Source organism: Flavobacterium sp. JLP (genome assembly GCF_015350755.1).
Classification (GTDB): domain Bacteria; phylum Bacteroidota; class Bacteroidia; order Flavobacteriales; family Flavobacteriaceae; genus Flavobacterium.
In genome coordinates this window covers 451,676-467,370 of the sequence record NZ_JADKPS010000002.1, presented here as the reverse complement: position 1 = coordinate 467,370, position 15,695 = coordinate 451,676, and the positions used below count along the sequence as shown (strand labels likewise).

13 protein-coding genes are annotated in these 15,695 nt (G+C 33.5%); 9 read left to right on the top strand and 4 right to left on the bottom strand.

Annotated features, from left to right (window positions below):
• The first annotated feature begins 62 nt into the window (after positions 1-62).
• The gene (locus tag IRZ83_RS07435; RefSeq protein WP_029271583.1) at positions 63-416 is read left to right on the top strand and encodes a hypothetical protein; all 354 of its coding nucleotides are present in this window, start codon (positions 63-65) and stop codon (positions 414-416) included.
• Positions 417-444: 28 nt separating this feature from the next.
• Here the strand turns inward: IRZ83_RS07435 and IRZ83_RS07430 are convergent, their stop codons facing one another.
• Together IRZ83_RS07430 and IRZ83_RS07425 are read right to left on the bottom strand one after the other, a co-directional pair.
• A complete protein-coding gene (locus IRZ83_RS07430; protein WP_194567849.1) occupies positions 445-1,011 on the bottom strand; it encodes a hypothetical protein in 567 nt (188 codons plus the stop codon).
• Positions 1,012-1,072: 61 nt separating this feature from the next.
• Complete coding sequence (locus IRZ83_RS07425) at positions 1,073-1,624, bottom strand: hypothetical protein (RefSeq protein WP_194567847.1); 552 nt, start codon at positions 1,622-1,624, stop codon at positions 1,073-1,075.
• A gap of 116 nt (positions 1,625-1,740) precedes the next feature.
• Here IRZ83_RS07425 and IRZ83_RS07420 point away from each other — a divergent pair, with 116 nt between their 5' ends.
• The 7 genes from IRZ83_RS07420 (at position 1,741) to IRZ83_RS07390 (ending at position 11,972) form a co-directional block, all read left to right on the top strand.
• Entirely contained in the window at positions 1,741-4,515 is a 2,775-nt protein-coding gene (locus IRZ83_RS07420) for a 2-oxoglutarate dehydrogenase E1 component (RefSeq protein WP_029271580.1), read from the top strand.
• Between the two features lie 78 nt (positions 4,516-4,593).
• Complete coding sequence (gene odhB / locus IRZ83_RS07415) at positions 4,594-5,844, top strand: 2-oxoglutarate dehydrogenase complex dihydrolipoyllysine-residue succinyltransferase (protein ID WP_029271579.1); 1,251 nt, start codon at positions 4,594-4,596, stop codon at positions 5,842-5,844.
• A 204-nt stretch (positions 5,845-6,048) separates the two neighbouring features.
• Positions 6,049-8,514, top strand: coding sequence for a TonB-dependent receptor (locus IRZ83_RS07410; protein ID WP_194567845.1), 2,466 nt, complete (start codon positions 6,049-6,051; stop codon positions 8,512-8,514).
• A 62-nt stretch (positions 8,515-8,576) separates the two neighbouring features.
• Positions 8,577-8,909 carry a hypothetical protein gene (locus tag IRZ83_RS07405; RefSeq protein WP_029271576.1) on the top strand — a complete coding sequence of 111 codons (333 nt, stop codon included), beginning with the start codon at positions 8,577-8,579 and terminating at the stop codon, positions 8,907-8,909.
• 18 nt (positions 8,910-8,927) lie between these two features.
• A complete protein-coding gene (locus tag IRZ83_RS07400; protein ID WP_194567843.1) occupies positions 8,928-9,227 on the top strand; it encodes a hypothetical protein in 300 nt (99 codons plus the stop codon).
• A 1-nt stretch (position 9,228) separates the two neighbouring features.
• Complete coding sequence (locus IRZ83_RS07395; protein ID WP_194567842.1) at positions 9,229-10,788, top strand: PepSY-associated TM helix domain-containing protein; 1,560 nt, start codon at positions 9,229-9,231, stop codon at positions 10,786-10,788.
• Positions 10,789-10,844: 56 nt separating this feature from the next.
• A complete protein-coding gene (locus IRZ83_RS07390) occupies positions 10,845-11,972 on the top strand; it encodes a PepSY-associated TM helix domain-containing protein (RefSeq protein WP_194567840.1) in 1,128 nt (375 codons plus the stop codon).
• A gap of 27 nt (positions 11,973-11,999) precedes the next feature.
• Here the strand turns inward: IRZ83_RS07390 and IRZ83_RS07385 are convergent, their stop codons facing one another.
• Together IRZ83_RS07385 and IRZ83_RS07380 are read right to left on the bottom strand one after the other, a co-directional pair.
• Entirely contained in the window at positions 12,000-12,347 is a 348-nt protein-coding gene (locus IRZ83_RS07385) for a toxin-antitoxin system YwqK family antitoxin (protein WP_029271572.1), read from the bottom strand.
• A gap of 209 nt (positions 12,348-12,556) precedes the next feature.
• Complete coding sequence (locus tag IRZ83_RS07380; RefSeq protein WP_194567838.1) at positions 12,557-13,555, bottom strand: TlpA family protein disulfide reductase; 999 nt, start codon at positions 13,553-13,555, stop codon at positions 12,557-12,559.
• Positions 13,556-13,712: 157 nt separating this feature from the next.
• On the opposite strand from IRZ83_RS07380, the gene aspS reads away from it, so the two are divergent.
• Positions 13,713-15,464, top strand: a complete 1,752-nt coding sequence (gene aspS, locus IRZ83_RS07375) for an aspartate--tRNA ligase (protein ID WP_029271570.1) — start codon at positions 13,713-13,715, stop codon at positions 15,462-15,464.
• Positions 15,465-15,695: the final 231 nt, after the last annotated feature.

Sequence of the window (15,695 nt, the reverse complement as noted above, 5' to 3'; positions counted from 1 at the left end):
GTGCCAGTTTTCAGTAAAAAAATCTACAATCATAAATCAGCAATCTAAAATCTAAAATAAATATGTTTGTAGCACCAATAAGTACAGAAGCACTTCTAGATCAAGCGCAAGCCGAGACTTTATATTTAAGTTTGATTGAGCAAATCAACAAAGATTTTAATTTAGCTAATGAAGGAATCGACTTTCCGTTAAGCATTTCTCCCGACGAATTAAAAATTCAGCTGCACGAAAAAATATACCGAATGATTCAGTACAAATTCGCTGAATATTTAAACCTATTATATATTATTGATGTTTCTGAAATCGAAATCAAAAAACTTGACGGATCAGATTTAGTCATTCTTGCAGAACAAGTTGCTTTTTTAATTTTAAAAAGAGAATGGCAAAAAGTTTGGTTTCGAAATTATTATAAATAAGGTTCTGAGGTTCTAAGATCCTAAGGCTCTAAGTTTTTTTCTCAGTAGGACGAACGATATCGTGCAATTTCTCTAATTCGTCAAAAAGTCCAAAATACTGTGTATCAATTTTACTTCCAACAATTTGGAAACGACCACATTTAAAACAAATCTTTGCTACTCCAATCGTCTTTTCTTTCTTTTTAAAAATAAAAATGTCGCGGTATTCGGGAACACACGCATATGCACTCATTTGCAGAGAATCTTTTTCGCTGAATACATTTTCAATTTCCTTTTGCTGTTTAATTGTAAGATTGGATTTCTTATAATTATGACTTAACAAAATTTCTTCAAAACTCTTTTTAGGAATACTATCCGGAAAATATCCCATAAATATATCTTCAAACTCCTTCTCTTTTTTTGATTTTTTACTTTCTCCTCCAGAAATAATTATACTATCAAGAGTGTAATTCACAAAATAATGATCGATTTTATCCGCATCAAAAAAAGGTCGTAAATCTTTTTTTACAACCTTTTCATTAGTGTTTTTTGACTTCTCCCAGTTATTACAACTAAAAGTAATAACTCCAATGATTATAAAAATATATTTTTTCAAATTCCTGCATTTAAAATTTAGAATCTTAGCATCTCAGTCCCGAGACTTCGGGATAGCAACTTTAAAAATAAACTCTCACAAAAGGCATAAATCCAGATCCGTAAAGGCTTTTATCAGGATTATACAAAACATCGTAACGTGCGCCAATGGTGACACTTCCGGTTCTGTAACCTGCTCCGAGATATAAGGCGGTATTCCAATAATTATCAGAGAATCCTGGTCTATTAACATTAGATTCATATCTAGTATCAACTCTTACTTGCTCCAATTCTGCAGACAATTGAATTTCTGGAATTGGATTTACAAGTCCGATCAAACTTCCTCCATAAACAAAAGATTCGTAATAATTTTTTGAGGATAAATAGCCAAATTGCAAACCAACTCCAACCGCAACTATTTCATTTACATTATAGATTGCACTTGGCATAACAGAGATATCTGTATATCCAGATCCAATTCCTAAACCAAGTCCCCCTCCCAATTGAACTCTGTCCCAAAAGTTATCACGCTGATCTATAGTATAATTTTGCTGTGCGATTGCAAAACTGGAAAATAAGACTGCCAAAATCACAAAAAAAGATTTAAAAACGATTGAAATTTGATTATTATTCATAGTTGAGTCTATTTTTAACAAATTTTTACGTAAAAGTACGTAAAAAAAAGGTTTAAATAAAGTCGATTGTTGTACTTTTGCCATTCTATTTAACAAAAAGTATATTCACTAATATTATGGATAGGTTTTCATTTTTAAATGCAGCGCATACCGAGTTTTTCGCACAATTATATGATCAGTATTTAGTAAATCCAGATAGCGTTGAGCCAAGCTGGAGAAGTTTTTTTCAAGGTTTCGACTTTGGACAAACGACTTATAATGACGAAAATCCAGTTCAACAGATTGTTGAATATGTGACTAGCCCCAACACAGATTACAATCAAGTTTCAGAAAAACTGCAAAAAGAATTTAACGTTCTTAAATTAATTGATGGATACCGTACTCGCGGACATTTATTTACAAAAACGAATCCAGTTCGTGATCGTAGAACATCTTCTCCAACTTTAGACATTGAAAATTTCGGATTAACAACTGCTGACCTTTCTACAGTTTTTGATGCCGCTCAAACTATTGGAGTTGGACCATCTACTTTACAAGACATTGTAACGCGACTGAAATCTATTTATTGCCAACATATTGGTATCGAATACATGTATATCAGAAATCCTGGCGTTGTAAAATGGATTCAGGAAAAACTGGCTGTAAATGTTAATCAGCCAAACTTCTCTTCTGAAGAAAAGAAAACTATTTTAAATAAATTAAATCAAGCGGTTTCTTTCGAGAACTTCTTGCATACTAAATATGTAGGTCAAAAAAGATTTTCGTTAGAAGGTGGAGAATCTATCATTCCAGCCTTAGATGCTTTGATCGAACAAGCTGCTGAAAAAGGTGTTGAACAATTCGTAATGGGAATGGCTCACCGTGGCCGTTTGAACGTTTTGGCTAACATTTTCGGAAAATCAACTCAAGATATTTTTGGTGAATTTGATGGTAAAGATTACGATCAGGAATATTTTGATGGTGACGTAAAATACCACTTAGGCCTTACAGCTGACAAAAAAACAAGAACAGGAAAAAATATCAATATCAATTTAGCACCAAATCCTTCTCACTTAGAAACGGTTGGAGCAGTTATTGAAGGAATTACCAGAGCTAAGCAAGATAAATATTATGCTGACGATTTCTCTAAAGTATTGCCGATCGCAGTACACGGAGACGCTGCAATCGCGGGTCAGGGTATTTTATATGAAATCATCCAAATGGCGCAGCTTGACGGTTACAAAACCGGAGGAACAATTCATATTGTAATCAACAACCAAGTTGGTTTTACAACTAATTATTTAGACGCTCGTTCCTCTACTTATTGTACAGATGTTGCCAAAGTAACGCTTTCGCCTGTATTACACGTAAATGCTGATGATGCTGAAGCTGTTGTACATGCAGTATCTTTTGCATTAGATTATAGAATGCAATTCGGTCGTGACGTATTTATCGACTTATTAGGATACAGAAAATACGGTCATAACGAAGGTGATGAGCCTCGTTTTACACAGCCGGTTTTATATAAAATAATCGCAAAACATAAAAACCCAAGAGATATTTATGCTGAGAAATTATTGTCTGACGGCGTAATCGATGCAACTTATGTAAATGCTTTAGAAAAAGAATACAAATCTTTAATGGAGGAGAATTTAGAAGCCTCACGTAAAAAAGATTTGACTATTATAACGCCATTCATGAAAAATGAATGGGACGGATTTGTTCAAGTAACAGATACGCAAATGCTTGAAAAAGTAAATACTACTTTTGACAAAAAAGGATTGGATTCTATCATAAATACAATCTCAACTTTACCGGCAGACAAAAAGTTCATCAACAAAATAACTAAAATTGTTACGGACAGAAAAGCAGGATACGACAATAATACTATTGATTGGGGAACTGCAGAAGCGTTGGCTTACGGTTCGCTTTTGACTGAAGGATTCGATATTCGTATTTCAGGTCAGGATGTAGAGCGTGGTACATTCTCTCACCGTCATGCAGTAGTAAAAGTTGAAGATTCTGAAGAAGAAGTAATTCTTTTAGATGCTATCGAAAACAAAAAAGGAAAATTTGGCGTATTCAATTCTCTTTTATCAGAATATGGAGTTCTTGGTTTTGATTATGGATATGCATTAGCTAATCCAAAAGCATTAACGATTTGGGAAGCACAATTTGGAGATTTCTCTAATGGAGCTCAAATTATGATTGACCAATATATTTCATGTGGTGAAGATAAATGGAACAACCAAAATGGTATTGTTTTATTATTGCCTCACGGATATGAAGGACAAGGAGCAGAACACTCTTCTGCGAGAATGGAGCGTTATTTACAACTATGTGCAAGACAAAATATGTATGTTGCAGATTGTACAACGCCAGCTAACTTCTTCCACTTGTTGAGAAGACAAATGAAAACAAATTTCCGTAAACCTTTGGTAGTTTTCTCTCCAAAAAGTTTATTGCGTGATCCAAGATGTGTGTCAACAGTTGAAGAACTAGCTAACGGAAGTTTCCAAGAAACAATTGACGATAATACAGTAGATAAAAAAGCAGTAAAAACTTTAGTTTTTGTTACTGGTAAATTCTACTACGATATTGTTGCCGAAAGAGAAAACAACGGAAGAAAAGATGTAGCTGTTGTTCGTATCGAGCAATTATTTCCATTACCAGTTGAGCAGTTAAAAGCCATTATCGCACAATATCCAAATGCTGATGATTATGTTTGGGCTCAAGAAGAACCTAAAAACATGGGAGCTTACAGCTTTATGTTAATGAACTTTGATCTTGTAAAATGGAGATTAGCTTCATTAAAAGCTTACGCTGCACCAGCGTCAGGAAGTTATACACGTGCAAAACGCCGTCATGCAGATGCAATTAGAATGGTATTCGATAAAGATTTATTCAGATAAAAAAGAATGTTTCAAGTTTCAGGTTTCAAGTTTAACGACATGATCCTGAAACCATAAAAACCTTAAACAAAAAATAAGATGATTTTAGAAATGAAAGTCCCATCACCAGGGGAATCAATAAAAGAAGTTGAAATTGCAACTTGGTTAGTAAAAGACGGAGATTATGTAGAAAAAGATCAAGCTATTGCTGAAGTTGATTCAGACAAAGCAACTCTTGAATTGCCAGCTGAAGCTAGCGGAACAATTACGCTTAAAGCAGAAGAAGGTGATGCAGTTGCAGTAGGAGCTGTAGTTTGTTTAATTGATACGAGTGCAGCAAAACCATCTGGTTCAGCACCTGCTGCTCCTGCAGCGGAAGCTCCTAAGGCTGAAGCGCCAAAAGCAGAAGTTAAAGCGGAGGCACCAAAAGCAGCACCTGCTCCGGCAGCAGCACCAGCACCAACAAGTTACGCAGCAGGAACTCCATCTCCAGCAGCAAGAAAAATACTAGACGAAAAAAATATAGCGCCAGCAACTATTTCAGGAACTGGGAAAGACGGAAGAATTACTAAAGAAGATGCTGTAAATGCAGTACCATCAATGGGAACTCCAACTGGAGGAAATCGTGGATCTGAGCGTACAAAATTATCAATGTTGCGTCGTAAAGTAGCTGAGAGATTAGTTGCTGCTAAAAACGAAACAGCAATGTTAACTACTTTTAATGAAGTTAACATGACGCCAATCAACTTGATTCGTAATGAATACAAAGATGCCTTCAAAGCAAAACATGGCGGTCTTGGTTTAGGCTACATGTCTTTCTTTACAAAAGCAGTAACAAGAGCTTTAGAATTATATCCAGATGTTAACTCTATGATGGATGGTGATTATAAAGTAGCTTACGATTTTGCTGATATTTCTATCGCCGTTTCTGGACCAAAAGGTTTAATGGTTCCTGTAGTTCGTAACGCTGAAAATTTATCTTTCCGAGGAATCGAAGCTGAAATTAAAAGATTAGCACTTAGAGCTCGTGATGGTCAAATTACTGTTGACGATATGACAGGAGGAACTTTTACTATTACTAATGGTGGTGTTTTTGGAAGTATGTTGAGTACTCCAATTATAAACCCTCCTCAATCAGGAATTTTAGGAATGCACAACATTATTGAGCGTCCGATTGCTGTAAATGGTAAAGTTGAAATTCACCCAATGATGTACGTTGCGCTGTCTTACGATCACAGAATTATCGACGGACGTGAGTCAGTTGGTTTCTTAGTTGCTGTAAAAGAAGCTTTAGAAAATCCGTTAGAATTATTAATGAATGGCGATGCTAAACGTGCTTTAGAATTGTAATTTTTAATAATTTCTTCAATAATTTAAAACCTGTTCATTCATTTGAGCAGGTTTTTTTTCTTAATATTAGCTTAAGATGTTAATTTTTTAAACAAATGTAAATTTTACCCTTTAAAAAATATTTTATTTAGAATAAATAAAAATAGCTTGTGTAGTTGGTACTCAACAATTAAATTTGCACTATTAAAATCAATTCTAAATAAGATGAAATATAAATTTACAATTTCTTTTTTAAGTATTTGTTTTTTTCTTTTAGCAAGTACCTCAATTTCTGCACAAGAAAAAGCAACACTTAAAGGTCAAATAACTTTAAATAATAATGAATCTCCAGAAGGTGTATCAATTATTTTAAAAGGAACCAGATTTGGAACTATTACAGACCAAGAAGGTAATTACAAAATAAAAAATATTAAACCTGGAACATATACTTTAAAAGTTTCTGCTGTTGGCTATACAACTAGTGAGAAAAAAATAACTATTAATGAAGGTCAGGAATTAACTGAAAATTTAAGCCTTACTTCAAATTCTGAAGAATTAACTGAAATTGTTGTTAATGCCGGCAAAAATCATTTTGTTCGTAAAGAAACTCGACAAGTAGCAAGATTACCTCTTAAAAATCTCGAAAACCCACAATCATATACTACCATTACTGGAGAATTACTTAAAGAACAAGTAGTTACTAATTTTGATGATGCTTTGAAAAATGCATCTGGTATTACACCGCTTTGGGCCGCAACAGGACGTGCAGGAGATGGAGCTGCTTATTATTCTTTAAGAGGATTTCCAGTGCAGCCAACCATGGTTAATGGTTTGCCAGGTTTAACAAACGGAAGTCTGGATCCTGCAAATATCGACAGAATTGAAATTATTAAAGGTCCGTCTGGAACTTTATTCGGAAGCAGTTTAATCTCTTATGGAGGATTAATCAACACAACTACAAAAAAACCGTACAAAACATTTGGCGGCGAAGTAAATTATACTGTTGGAAGCTACGGATTAAATCGCGTAACCGCAGATATTAATACACCTCTGAACGATAAAAAAACTTTAAACTTTAGAATTAATTCGGCATACAACAAACAAGAGAGTTTTCAGGATGCTGGTTTTAGAGAATCCTTTTTTGTTGCTCCATCATTATCTTATGAGGTGAATGACAGATTATCATTCTTGATTAATACTGAGTTTATGAGCAACGAATCTACAAACCCAACAATGCTGTTTTTAGATAGAGGTGCTCCATTAAGAGTTCACAATATTAATGAACTTAAGTATGATAACGAACGTTCTTACACTAGTAATGAACTTACTATGAAGACACCTTCTTACAATATTCAGGCTCAAATGTTTTATAAGCTTTCAGAGCAATGGACTTCACAAACTATATTTTCTACAAGTTCAGCAAAATCTAAAGGAAATTATACTTACTTGTACGAAGGAACACAATTTACACCTATTACAGATGGGATTGTATTCGCGCGCTATTTTACCGATCAGGACAATCAAAATATAACAACTGATATTCAGCAAAATTTTAATGGTGATTTTAAAATTGGCAGTTTAAGGAATAGAATTGTTGTAGGTTTTGATTATTTCAAAAGAACTGCTACTGATCATAGTACTGGATATTTTGGAAATGGATACGTTTATATAGGAGATAATTTGGCATCTTTTAATGCATTTGTTGGACAACCTACCAATGGTGATACCGGAAATTTGACAAAAGCTGGAGCTGATGCAATTATTGCAAATGAGCCAAGAAACGACAACAGAACAAAGCAAGAGGTTTATAGTACTTATGTTTCAGATGTAATCAATTTTACGCCTGCATTGTCTGCTATGTTAAGTTTACGTGTTGACCGTTTTATGAATGCTAAAAACGACGGATATAACCAAACTGCTTTTTCTCCAAAATTTGGATTAGTATACCAGCCAATTCTGGATAAAGTTTCAGTATTTGCAAATTACATGAACGGATTCGTAAACGTAGCTCCAGGGCAAAATCGTACTGCCACTATTGTGACACCAGTAATACTAAATCCTGAACATGCGAATCAGTTTGAAATTGGAACAAAATTGAATCTTTTTAAAGATAAACTTTACGCTACTTTCAGCTATTATGATATTAAGGTTACAGATCAGACTTATATTGTAGAAACTCCTTATGTAGATCCTGCAGACCCAACAACTCCACAACCAAATAATCAGACTACATATCAGGACGGAGCGCAGCAAAACAAAGGTTTTGAGGCAGAATTTGTTGCAAACCCAATTAACGGTTTAAACATTGTTTTGGGATATAGTTATAACGATGCCGTTTTAACAAAAGGAGATCCTGATTTTGTAAACCGCAGATCTGAAAATTCAGGACCTAGAAACCTAGCAAACCTTTGGGCTAGTTATAAAATTACAAACGGCTTATTGAGAGGTTTTGGTTTAGGTTTTGGAGGAAATTATGTTGGAGACAACATGATCATGAATAGAAAAACTACTGGCGTATTTACAATTCCTGAATACACAGTTCTAAACTCATCTTTGTTTTACAGTGCTGAAAAATTTACAATTACAGCTAAATTAAACAACATTGCAAACAAGGAAATTTATGATGGCTGGTCAACGATTCATCCTAAAGATCCAAGAGCTATAATAGGAAGCTTTACTTATAGATTCTAATAAAAACATATAAAAAATACCTTTCTATTGAACCAGAAAGGTATTTTTAAAATTTTAAAATTATGATTACAACAGCCAGCCTTATCGTTTTTTTAGCTTTTTATACGTTGTACTATACATCAAAAAGAGCTGCGTTATCTTATGATTTAGGATTTGAAAAATGGATGAAGAAAAATCCAAAGCAAACTAAAATTACAGGATTAGCACTTTTATTATTGGCTTACAGTTTATGGCTTTTTACTAAGTCTTTGTGCTGTGGCACTTTGATGTTTTTTATTCAGCTTATGATGATTGGAAGTTTAATTGTCATTTTAACTCCACTAAAAAAAGTAAACAGCAAAGCTATTTTATTGCTTTTTGTGATCGTAGCATTATTAGAATTTTATTACTACTAAACTATTCCTAACCACTATATGCCAGCAAATCCAAAATATCTAACCCAATCTAAGTGGCAACGATTTGCCAAAATAACAGCTGCTATTTTAGGGGGTTATTTTGTTTCAGTTACTTTTCACCTGGCTCTAGCGGCTTGGTTTAACCGTGCAGACGTTCTTATGACAATGGCTTTTACCGGGTTTATTCTTTGGGTAGCATTAATGATTGTAGCCTTCTTAGCAAAAAGCGGATGGAAAATTTGGGGTATTTATATCCTTATTTCATTACTTTTTTCTCTTCTAATTTATCTAGGTCAAACCTATAATCCTGCGCAATAACATGAGTAATCGTAATTATAATATTTATTTTCATACACACACTGTCAGCGGGATTGTCATTAGTGTGGTTCTTTTTGTAATTTTCTTTGCAGGATCTTTTTCTTTTTTTAGAGATGAAATCATCAATTGGGAAAGAAATGAATCTGTTGCTCCAACTAAAGAAATGCAGCTCGACTACAGCACGGCATTAAAAAAGCTTGACAAAGAATATATTTTACACGGAAGAAACCTTACCATTTCTAAACCTAGCAACGAAAGAAGAGTTGCCATTTATTTACAAGGCACCAAAGATATTTTGGCTCCAGCCAAACAAAAAGAAGGAACATTTTTTTATCTTGACACTAAAACTTTTAAATCATATACTTACGAAGAATCTTATTCGCTGGGGGAATTTTTATACCGTCTGCATTTCTTAGCGCAGATTCCTTATCCTGTTGGATATTATCTTTCTGGTTTTACCGCTTTATTTTTCTTGTTTGCGATCGTAACCGGGCTTTTATTGCATTGGAAAAAAATTGTTTCTAATTTTTATGTTTTCCGGCCTAAGGAAAAATTAAAAACATTGTGGACAGATGCACACACTGCATTAGGAATGATTGGTTTGCCATTTCAGTTTGTTTATGCAGTAACCGGAGCATTTTTTATGATCAAACTCTTGATTGTAGCTCCTGCAGTAATGGCATTATATAAAGGCGATCAGGATAAACTTTACAAAGAATTAGAATATACAGATCCTGATTACAAATTTGAAAACAAAAAATTAGCCACTCCTTTTAATATCGATCAGCTGGTTGCAAAAGCAAAAAGCAATTGGTCAGATATTGAAATTACTCGCGTTTTTATTCAAAACTATGGTGATGCAAACATGCATGTTTTGGTGGAAGGTGAAATGCCAAGTCACAAAAAATTTACAGGAATTGGAAAAGTAGTGTATCGCATTTCTGACGGAAAAGAAATTGCTAAGAAAAACCCAATTACACAAAATAATTACTTAGATATAGTAAAAAATGTTTTGTACAGAATTCATTTTGGTGATTATGGAGGCTACGCTCTAAAAATCGTGAGTTTTATTTTAGGAATAATAACTTGTTTTGTTATTATTTCTGGTGTAATGATCTGGCTTGTCGCGAGACAAAAAAACAATCTGCCTGAAAAGAAAAGACGTTTCAACGCCAGAGTGGTTCGTATTTATTTGGCAATTTGTTTGAGTATGTATCCTGTTACAGCGCTTGCTTTTATCGGAACTAAACTATTTCATCCGTTAAGTCAATCTAATTTGTTTTTGCTTTATTTTGGAGGATGGTTAGTGCTGACAGTATTTTTTATTATCAAAAAGAATGACGCTTTCACCAATAAATTTTGCATGATTTCAGGAAGTATTTTAGGATTTTTAATTCCGATTGCAAACGGAATTGTTTCTGGAAATTGGTTTTGGAATTCCTTTATGCAAAATAAAATTCAAGTTTTCTTTATCGATGTTTTTTGGATAGTTCTTGCTTCAGTATCACTTTATGTCGCTTATTCTTTAAAAGCTAAAAAAGTAATTGTTTCTGAAAAATAACTAAAATAACTTGTCCCCAATTGATTTAGCGCATACTTTTACGCTTTTATTAAAAAATGGGATTCAAAAAACAAGTACGTTTTATACATAAATGGCTCGGATTAATTTCCGGGCTTATTGTTTTTATTGTAAGTATTACAGGCTGTATATTTTGTTTTCATGATGAGATAAAAGATATTACCAGAAAAGAATGGCGTTTTGTTGAAGATCATAATAAACCTTTTTTAATGCCTTCTGCTCTGCAGGAAAGAGCAAAAGAAATTGTTCCGAAAAACAAAGCAAGCATGGTTTCGTATTATGGAAGAAACCGTTCTGCAATTGTTTATACGTATTCAGGTAACGAAAATCTATACCTATATTTCAATCCATATACCGGAAAACATCTAAAATCTGAAAATCCGGAAACCGATTTTTTTATTATTGTTGAATATATCCATTTGTATTTACTTCTGCCTGATTATATTGGCAAACATCTTGTTGGCGGTGCTACTATAATCTTCATTATTTTATTGATTTCGGGAATTATACAATGGTGGCCTAAACGAAAAAGCGATATTAAAAGAAGTTTTTCAGTAAAATGGTCTGCCAAATGGCGTCGTATAAATTACGATTGGCACAATGCCTCAGGATTTTATATTTCTATTATCGCTGCAATTATTGCAATTACAGGTTTAACTTTTACTTATGAATGGGTTGGTGACGGCATTTATAAAACTTTCAATTTTGGAGGAGATAAAGCTCTAGAAACAAAAGCGCCCATAATTGACACTACAAAGTTTAAAGCTAACACTCTAAATGCTGTTGACCTTGCTTTTGTTAAAACAATGAAATTTCAGCCACAATCAGAAATGTATTTTGTTACTTTTCCGCATCAAAAAGGCGATATAATTAATACAGGTGCATATCCGAACACGCTGCGATTCGATCATCAAAGCAATTACTATTTTCATCCGCTTGACGGAAAATTAATTAAGAGCGCTCCTTATCATAAAAAAAGTTTAGGCTTGCAGGTTGTCGAATTGAATTACGGAATTCATACAGGACAAATTTTAGATTTACCTGGAAAAATTATTGCTTTTACAGCAAGCTTACTTGCAAGCGCTTTGCCGGTTACAGGCTTTGTAATTTGGTATGGTAGAAGAAAAAAATCTAAAAATAAAAAGCAAAAAAAAACCGCTAATTAAAGCGATTTAGTATTTATTTTAAATTTCTTAGTTTCTATTAGCTAAAGCATTTTTTTGTAAATTTTTAACTGAACTGATTTTGCTGTTATCGTAAGCAACCTCACAAAGATTTTTTTCGTTAAAAAATACCCATTTCCCAGTTTTCAAACCATTTGTATACTCTCCTACTGCAACTTTATTTCCTTTTTCATCATATGATACCCAAACGCCATCTAACTTACCGTCCTTAAAAAAACCTTGTTGCTGGATATTACCATTCTCATAATAATAAGTAGCTTTTACTGTGTTTCCAACAGCTTCTAACTCAGGTTTTGTCTCTTGTGCAACTAAAATTCCAGAGAACAATATTGCAACTAAAATTACACACTTTTTCATATTTTTGGGTTTTAATGTTATCAAATCGTTATCAAATATAATTAAATGTTTACATTAAACAAACTTTTACTTAACAATTTGGTAACATTGAATAAAAACTTAACATTGGAAATCAGTGAAAACAAAAAAAACCAGCGCTCAAGCACTGGTTTTACTGGTGTTTTAGAAAAAATCTAAAATTACTATATCGTTATAAATTTTATACTAAATTACTTTAATAATGTATCTAATTGTACCTGAAGCTCAGGAGAAGAAGGTCTAGAAGCATTAGCCTCCAATACATTACCTTTAGGATCAATCAAAATAAATCTAGGAATTCCTGTTACATTATAACTGGTTACAAAAGCAGATTTCCACTCATTATCAGAAAATAACTTAATTCCGCCTAATTGTTTATCATTTACAAATTTTTGCCATTTGTCATGATCTTTTAATGCATCTATAGAAACACTTACAAACTCAATATTTTTTCCGTGATATTTTTCTTCAATTTTTTGCAGATAAGGAATTTCAGCCCTGCAAGGTCCACACCAAGTAGCCCAAAGATCAATATAAACGTATTTTCCTTTTAGATCAGAAAGTTTAGTTTTTCCACCTTTATGATTTTCATAATCAAAATCTGGAGAAGGAGAATTATTTAATTTTGCCATTTGTTGCGCCTGCTGGCGATATTCAGAAATTTCAGCAACAGCATTTACTCCATTTTCTGTTTCGATTTTTACAAATTCAGGATCTAGTTTTTTATTTTTTAATCGAGCTAAATCAGCAGTTTTTTTAGCTTCTATTAGTTTATTAAATGCAGCATCATCTAAAGTTAAAACGCTGTTATCATACAGTTTTTCATCGGCTAAAATACGTTGCGCCAAAATATTATTTTCTAAACTTCCCTTACCGCTGTAAACAATTGATTCATCAAATTGCTTAGCGTCCATTTTTAGTTTTAGGTCGTCGCCGTTTTTCAAAAATAATTCTGTTGTTTCTACTCCATCAGATAACCTGCTTCTTCCTCCATCAACCACTAGAGTATCTTTAAAAATACCTTTTTCATTAACGGTAATCGTCTTTATTATTTTTCCGTTATTGATAATCTTTATTACGTCGCCATTTCTATTGGCAATATTAGCTTCAAAAGTGACATATTTTTTAGATTGTCCAATAACATTCAAAGTGCTGAAAAGCACTAAACCGGCAATAAAAAGTTTCTTCATAGATCTTTAAAGTTTGTTTTTAGTACTTCAAATCTAAAGAAATAACTGTCTTGAAATTAACAATTAACAAAATATTTAAAATTAACACACATCAAGTTATCACTTTACTATATTAATTTGAATTTTGTGTTTACTTTTGCAGTCTAAAATTTTGATCATGTATAGAAGTCATAATTGCGGCGAATTAAACGCCTCAAATATTAATACCGAAGTTACACTAGCGGGTTGGGTACAAAAATCACGCGATAAAGGATTTATGAACTGGGTTGATTTGCGCGACCGTTACGGAATAACACAGCTTATTTTCGACGAAAGCCGTACTGATAAAACTGTTTTTGAACTGGCTAAAACTCTTGGAAGAGAATTTGTAATTCAGGTAAAGGGAACTGTTATTGAGCGAGAAGCAAAAAACAAAAACATTCCGACTGGTGAAATCGAAATTTTAGTTACTGAATTGACTATTTTAAATGCAGCTTTAACTCCTCCATTTACTATAGAAGATGAAACGGATGGCGGTGAAGATATCCGAATGAAATATCGTTATTTGGACATCAGAAGAAATCCTGTAAAAAACAGTTTGCTTTTCCGTCACAAAGTAGCGATGGAAGTTCGTAAATATTTATCTGATTTAGATTTCTGTGAAGTGGAAACTCCTTACTTAATCAAATCGACTCCAGAAGGAGCGAGAGATTTCGTTGTACCAAGCCGTATGAACGAAGGTCAGTTTTATGCTTTGCCACAATCTCCTCAAACTTTCAAACAATTGCTGATGGTAGGTGGCATGGATAAATATTTTCAAATCGTGAAATGTTTCCGTGATGAAGATCTACGTGCAGACCGTCAGCCTGAATTTACACAAATCGACTGCGAAATGGCGTTTGTAGAACAAGAAGACATTTTGAATGTTTTTGAAGGTTTGACAAGACACTTACTTAAAGAAATTAAAGGTATTGAAGTAGAGAAATTCCCAAGAATCACCTATGATTATGCCATGAAAACATACGGAAATGACAAACCAGACATTCGTTTCGGAATGAAGTTTGGTGAATTGAACGAATTTGCACAACATAAAGATTTTCCAGTTTTTAATGCTGCAGAATTAGTTGTGGGAATTGCCGTTCCCGGAGCCGGAAATTATACTCGTAAAGAAATTGACGGTTTAATTGACTGGGTAAAACGCCCTCAAGTTGGTGCGTCTGGAATGGTGTATGCAAAATATAATGATGACGGAACGATTAAATCATCTGTAGATAAATTCTACGATCAAGATGATTTGGCAAAATGGGCAAAAGCAACAGAAGCAAATCCTGGAGACATGATTTTTGTGCTTTCTGGTCCAGCAAATAAAACGCGTGCACAGCTTTCTGCGCTTCGAATGGAATTAGCGACTCGATTAGGATTGCGCAAACCAGAAGAATTTGCACCACTATGGGTTGTAGATTTCCCATTATTGGAGCTTGATGAAGAAAGTGGTCGTTACCACGCGATGCACCACCCGTTTACATCTCCAAAACCAGAAGATATGGCTTTGTTAGAAACAGAACCAGGAAAAGTACGTGCAAACGCCTATGATATGGTTTTAAACGGAAATGAAATTGGCGGAGGATCTATTCGTATTCACGATAAGGCAACACAGCAATTAATGTTCAAATATTTAGGTTTTACCGAAGAAGAAGCAAAAGCACAATTTGGTTTCTTAATGGACGCTTTTCAATTTGGAGCACCGCCTCACGGTGGATTAGCTTTTGGTCTGGATAGATTAGTCGCTATTTTAGGAGGTCAGGAAACTATTAGAGATTTTATTGCATTCCCTAAAAACAATTCTGGACGCGATGTAATGATCGACGCGCCAGCTGCAATTGATGATTCTCAATTAAAAGAACTTTCAATTAAATTGGATTTAAATTAATTAGTTCAATTTTATAAATACATACAAAACTGCCACTAAAAAAAGTGGCAGTTTTTTTTATTTTGAAGTAAAAATTTAAAAAAATAGCAAAAAATGGCATTTATCATAAAGTAGTCCATTTATTACAAAGATTTGACTTCAATCTTTGTTTGAAGTATCATTAATGATTCGTTATTTTAGATAGCGTGATATGATATTAGATGCAATATAAATAGCGAAAACACTGTGAAT

Coding starts and splice junctions, on each gene's coding strand:
- IRZ83_RS07435 (WP_029271583.1), top strand. CDS start 63: ATGTTTGTAGCACCAATAAGTACAGAAGCACTTCTAGATCAAGCGCAA.
- IRZ83_RS07425 (WP_194567847.1), bottom strand. CDS start 1,624: ATGAATAATAATCAAATTTCAATCGTTTTTAAATCTTTTTTTGTGATT.
- IRZ83_RS07420 (WP_029271580.1), top strand. CDS start 1,741: ATGGATAGGTTTTCATTTTTAAATGCAGCGCATACCGAGTTTTTCGCA.
- odhB (WP_029271579.1), top strand. CDS start 4,594: ATGATTTTAGAAATGAAAGTCCCATCACCAGGGGAATCAATAAAAGAA.
- IRZ83_RS07410 (WP_194567845.1), top strand. CDS start 6,049: ATGAAATATAAATTTACAATTTCTTTTTTAAGTATTTGTTTTTTTCTT.
- IRZ83_RS07405 (WP_029271576.1), top strand. CDS start 8,577: ATGATTACAACAGCCAGCCTTATCGTTTTTTTAGCTTTTTATACGTTG.
- IRZ83_RS07400 (WP_194567843.1), top strand. CDS start 8,928: ATGCCAGCAAATCCAAAATATCTAACCCAATCTAAGTGGCAACGATTT.
- IRZ83_RS07395 (WP_194567842.1), top strand. CDS start 9,229: ATGAGTAATCGTAATTATAATATTTATTTTCATACACACACTGTCAGC.
- IRZ83_RS07390 (WP_194567840.1), top strand. CDS start 10,845: ATGGGATTCAAAAAACAAGTACGTTTTATACATAAATGGCTCGGATTA.
- IRZ83_RS07385 (WP_029271572.1), bottom strand. CDS start 12,347: ATGAAAAAGTGTGTAATTTTAGTTGCAATATTGTTCTCTGGAATTTTA.
- IRZ83_RS07380 (WP_194567838.1), bottom strand. CDS start 13,555: ATGAAGAAACTTTTTATTGCCGGTTTAGTGCTTTTCAGCACTTTGAAT.
- aspS (WP_029271570.1), top strand. CDS start 13,713: ATGTATAGAAGTCATAATTGCGGCGAATTAAACGCCTCAAATATTAAT.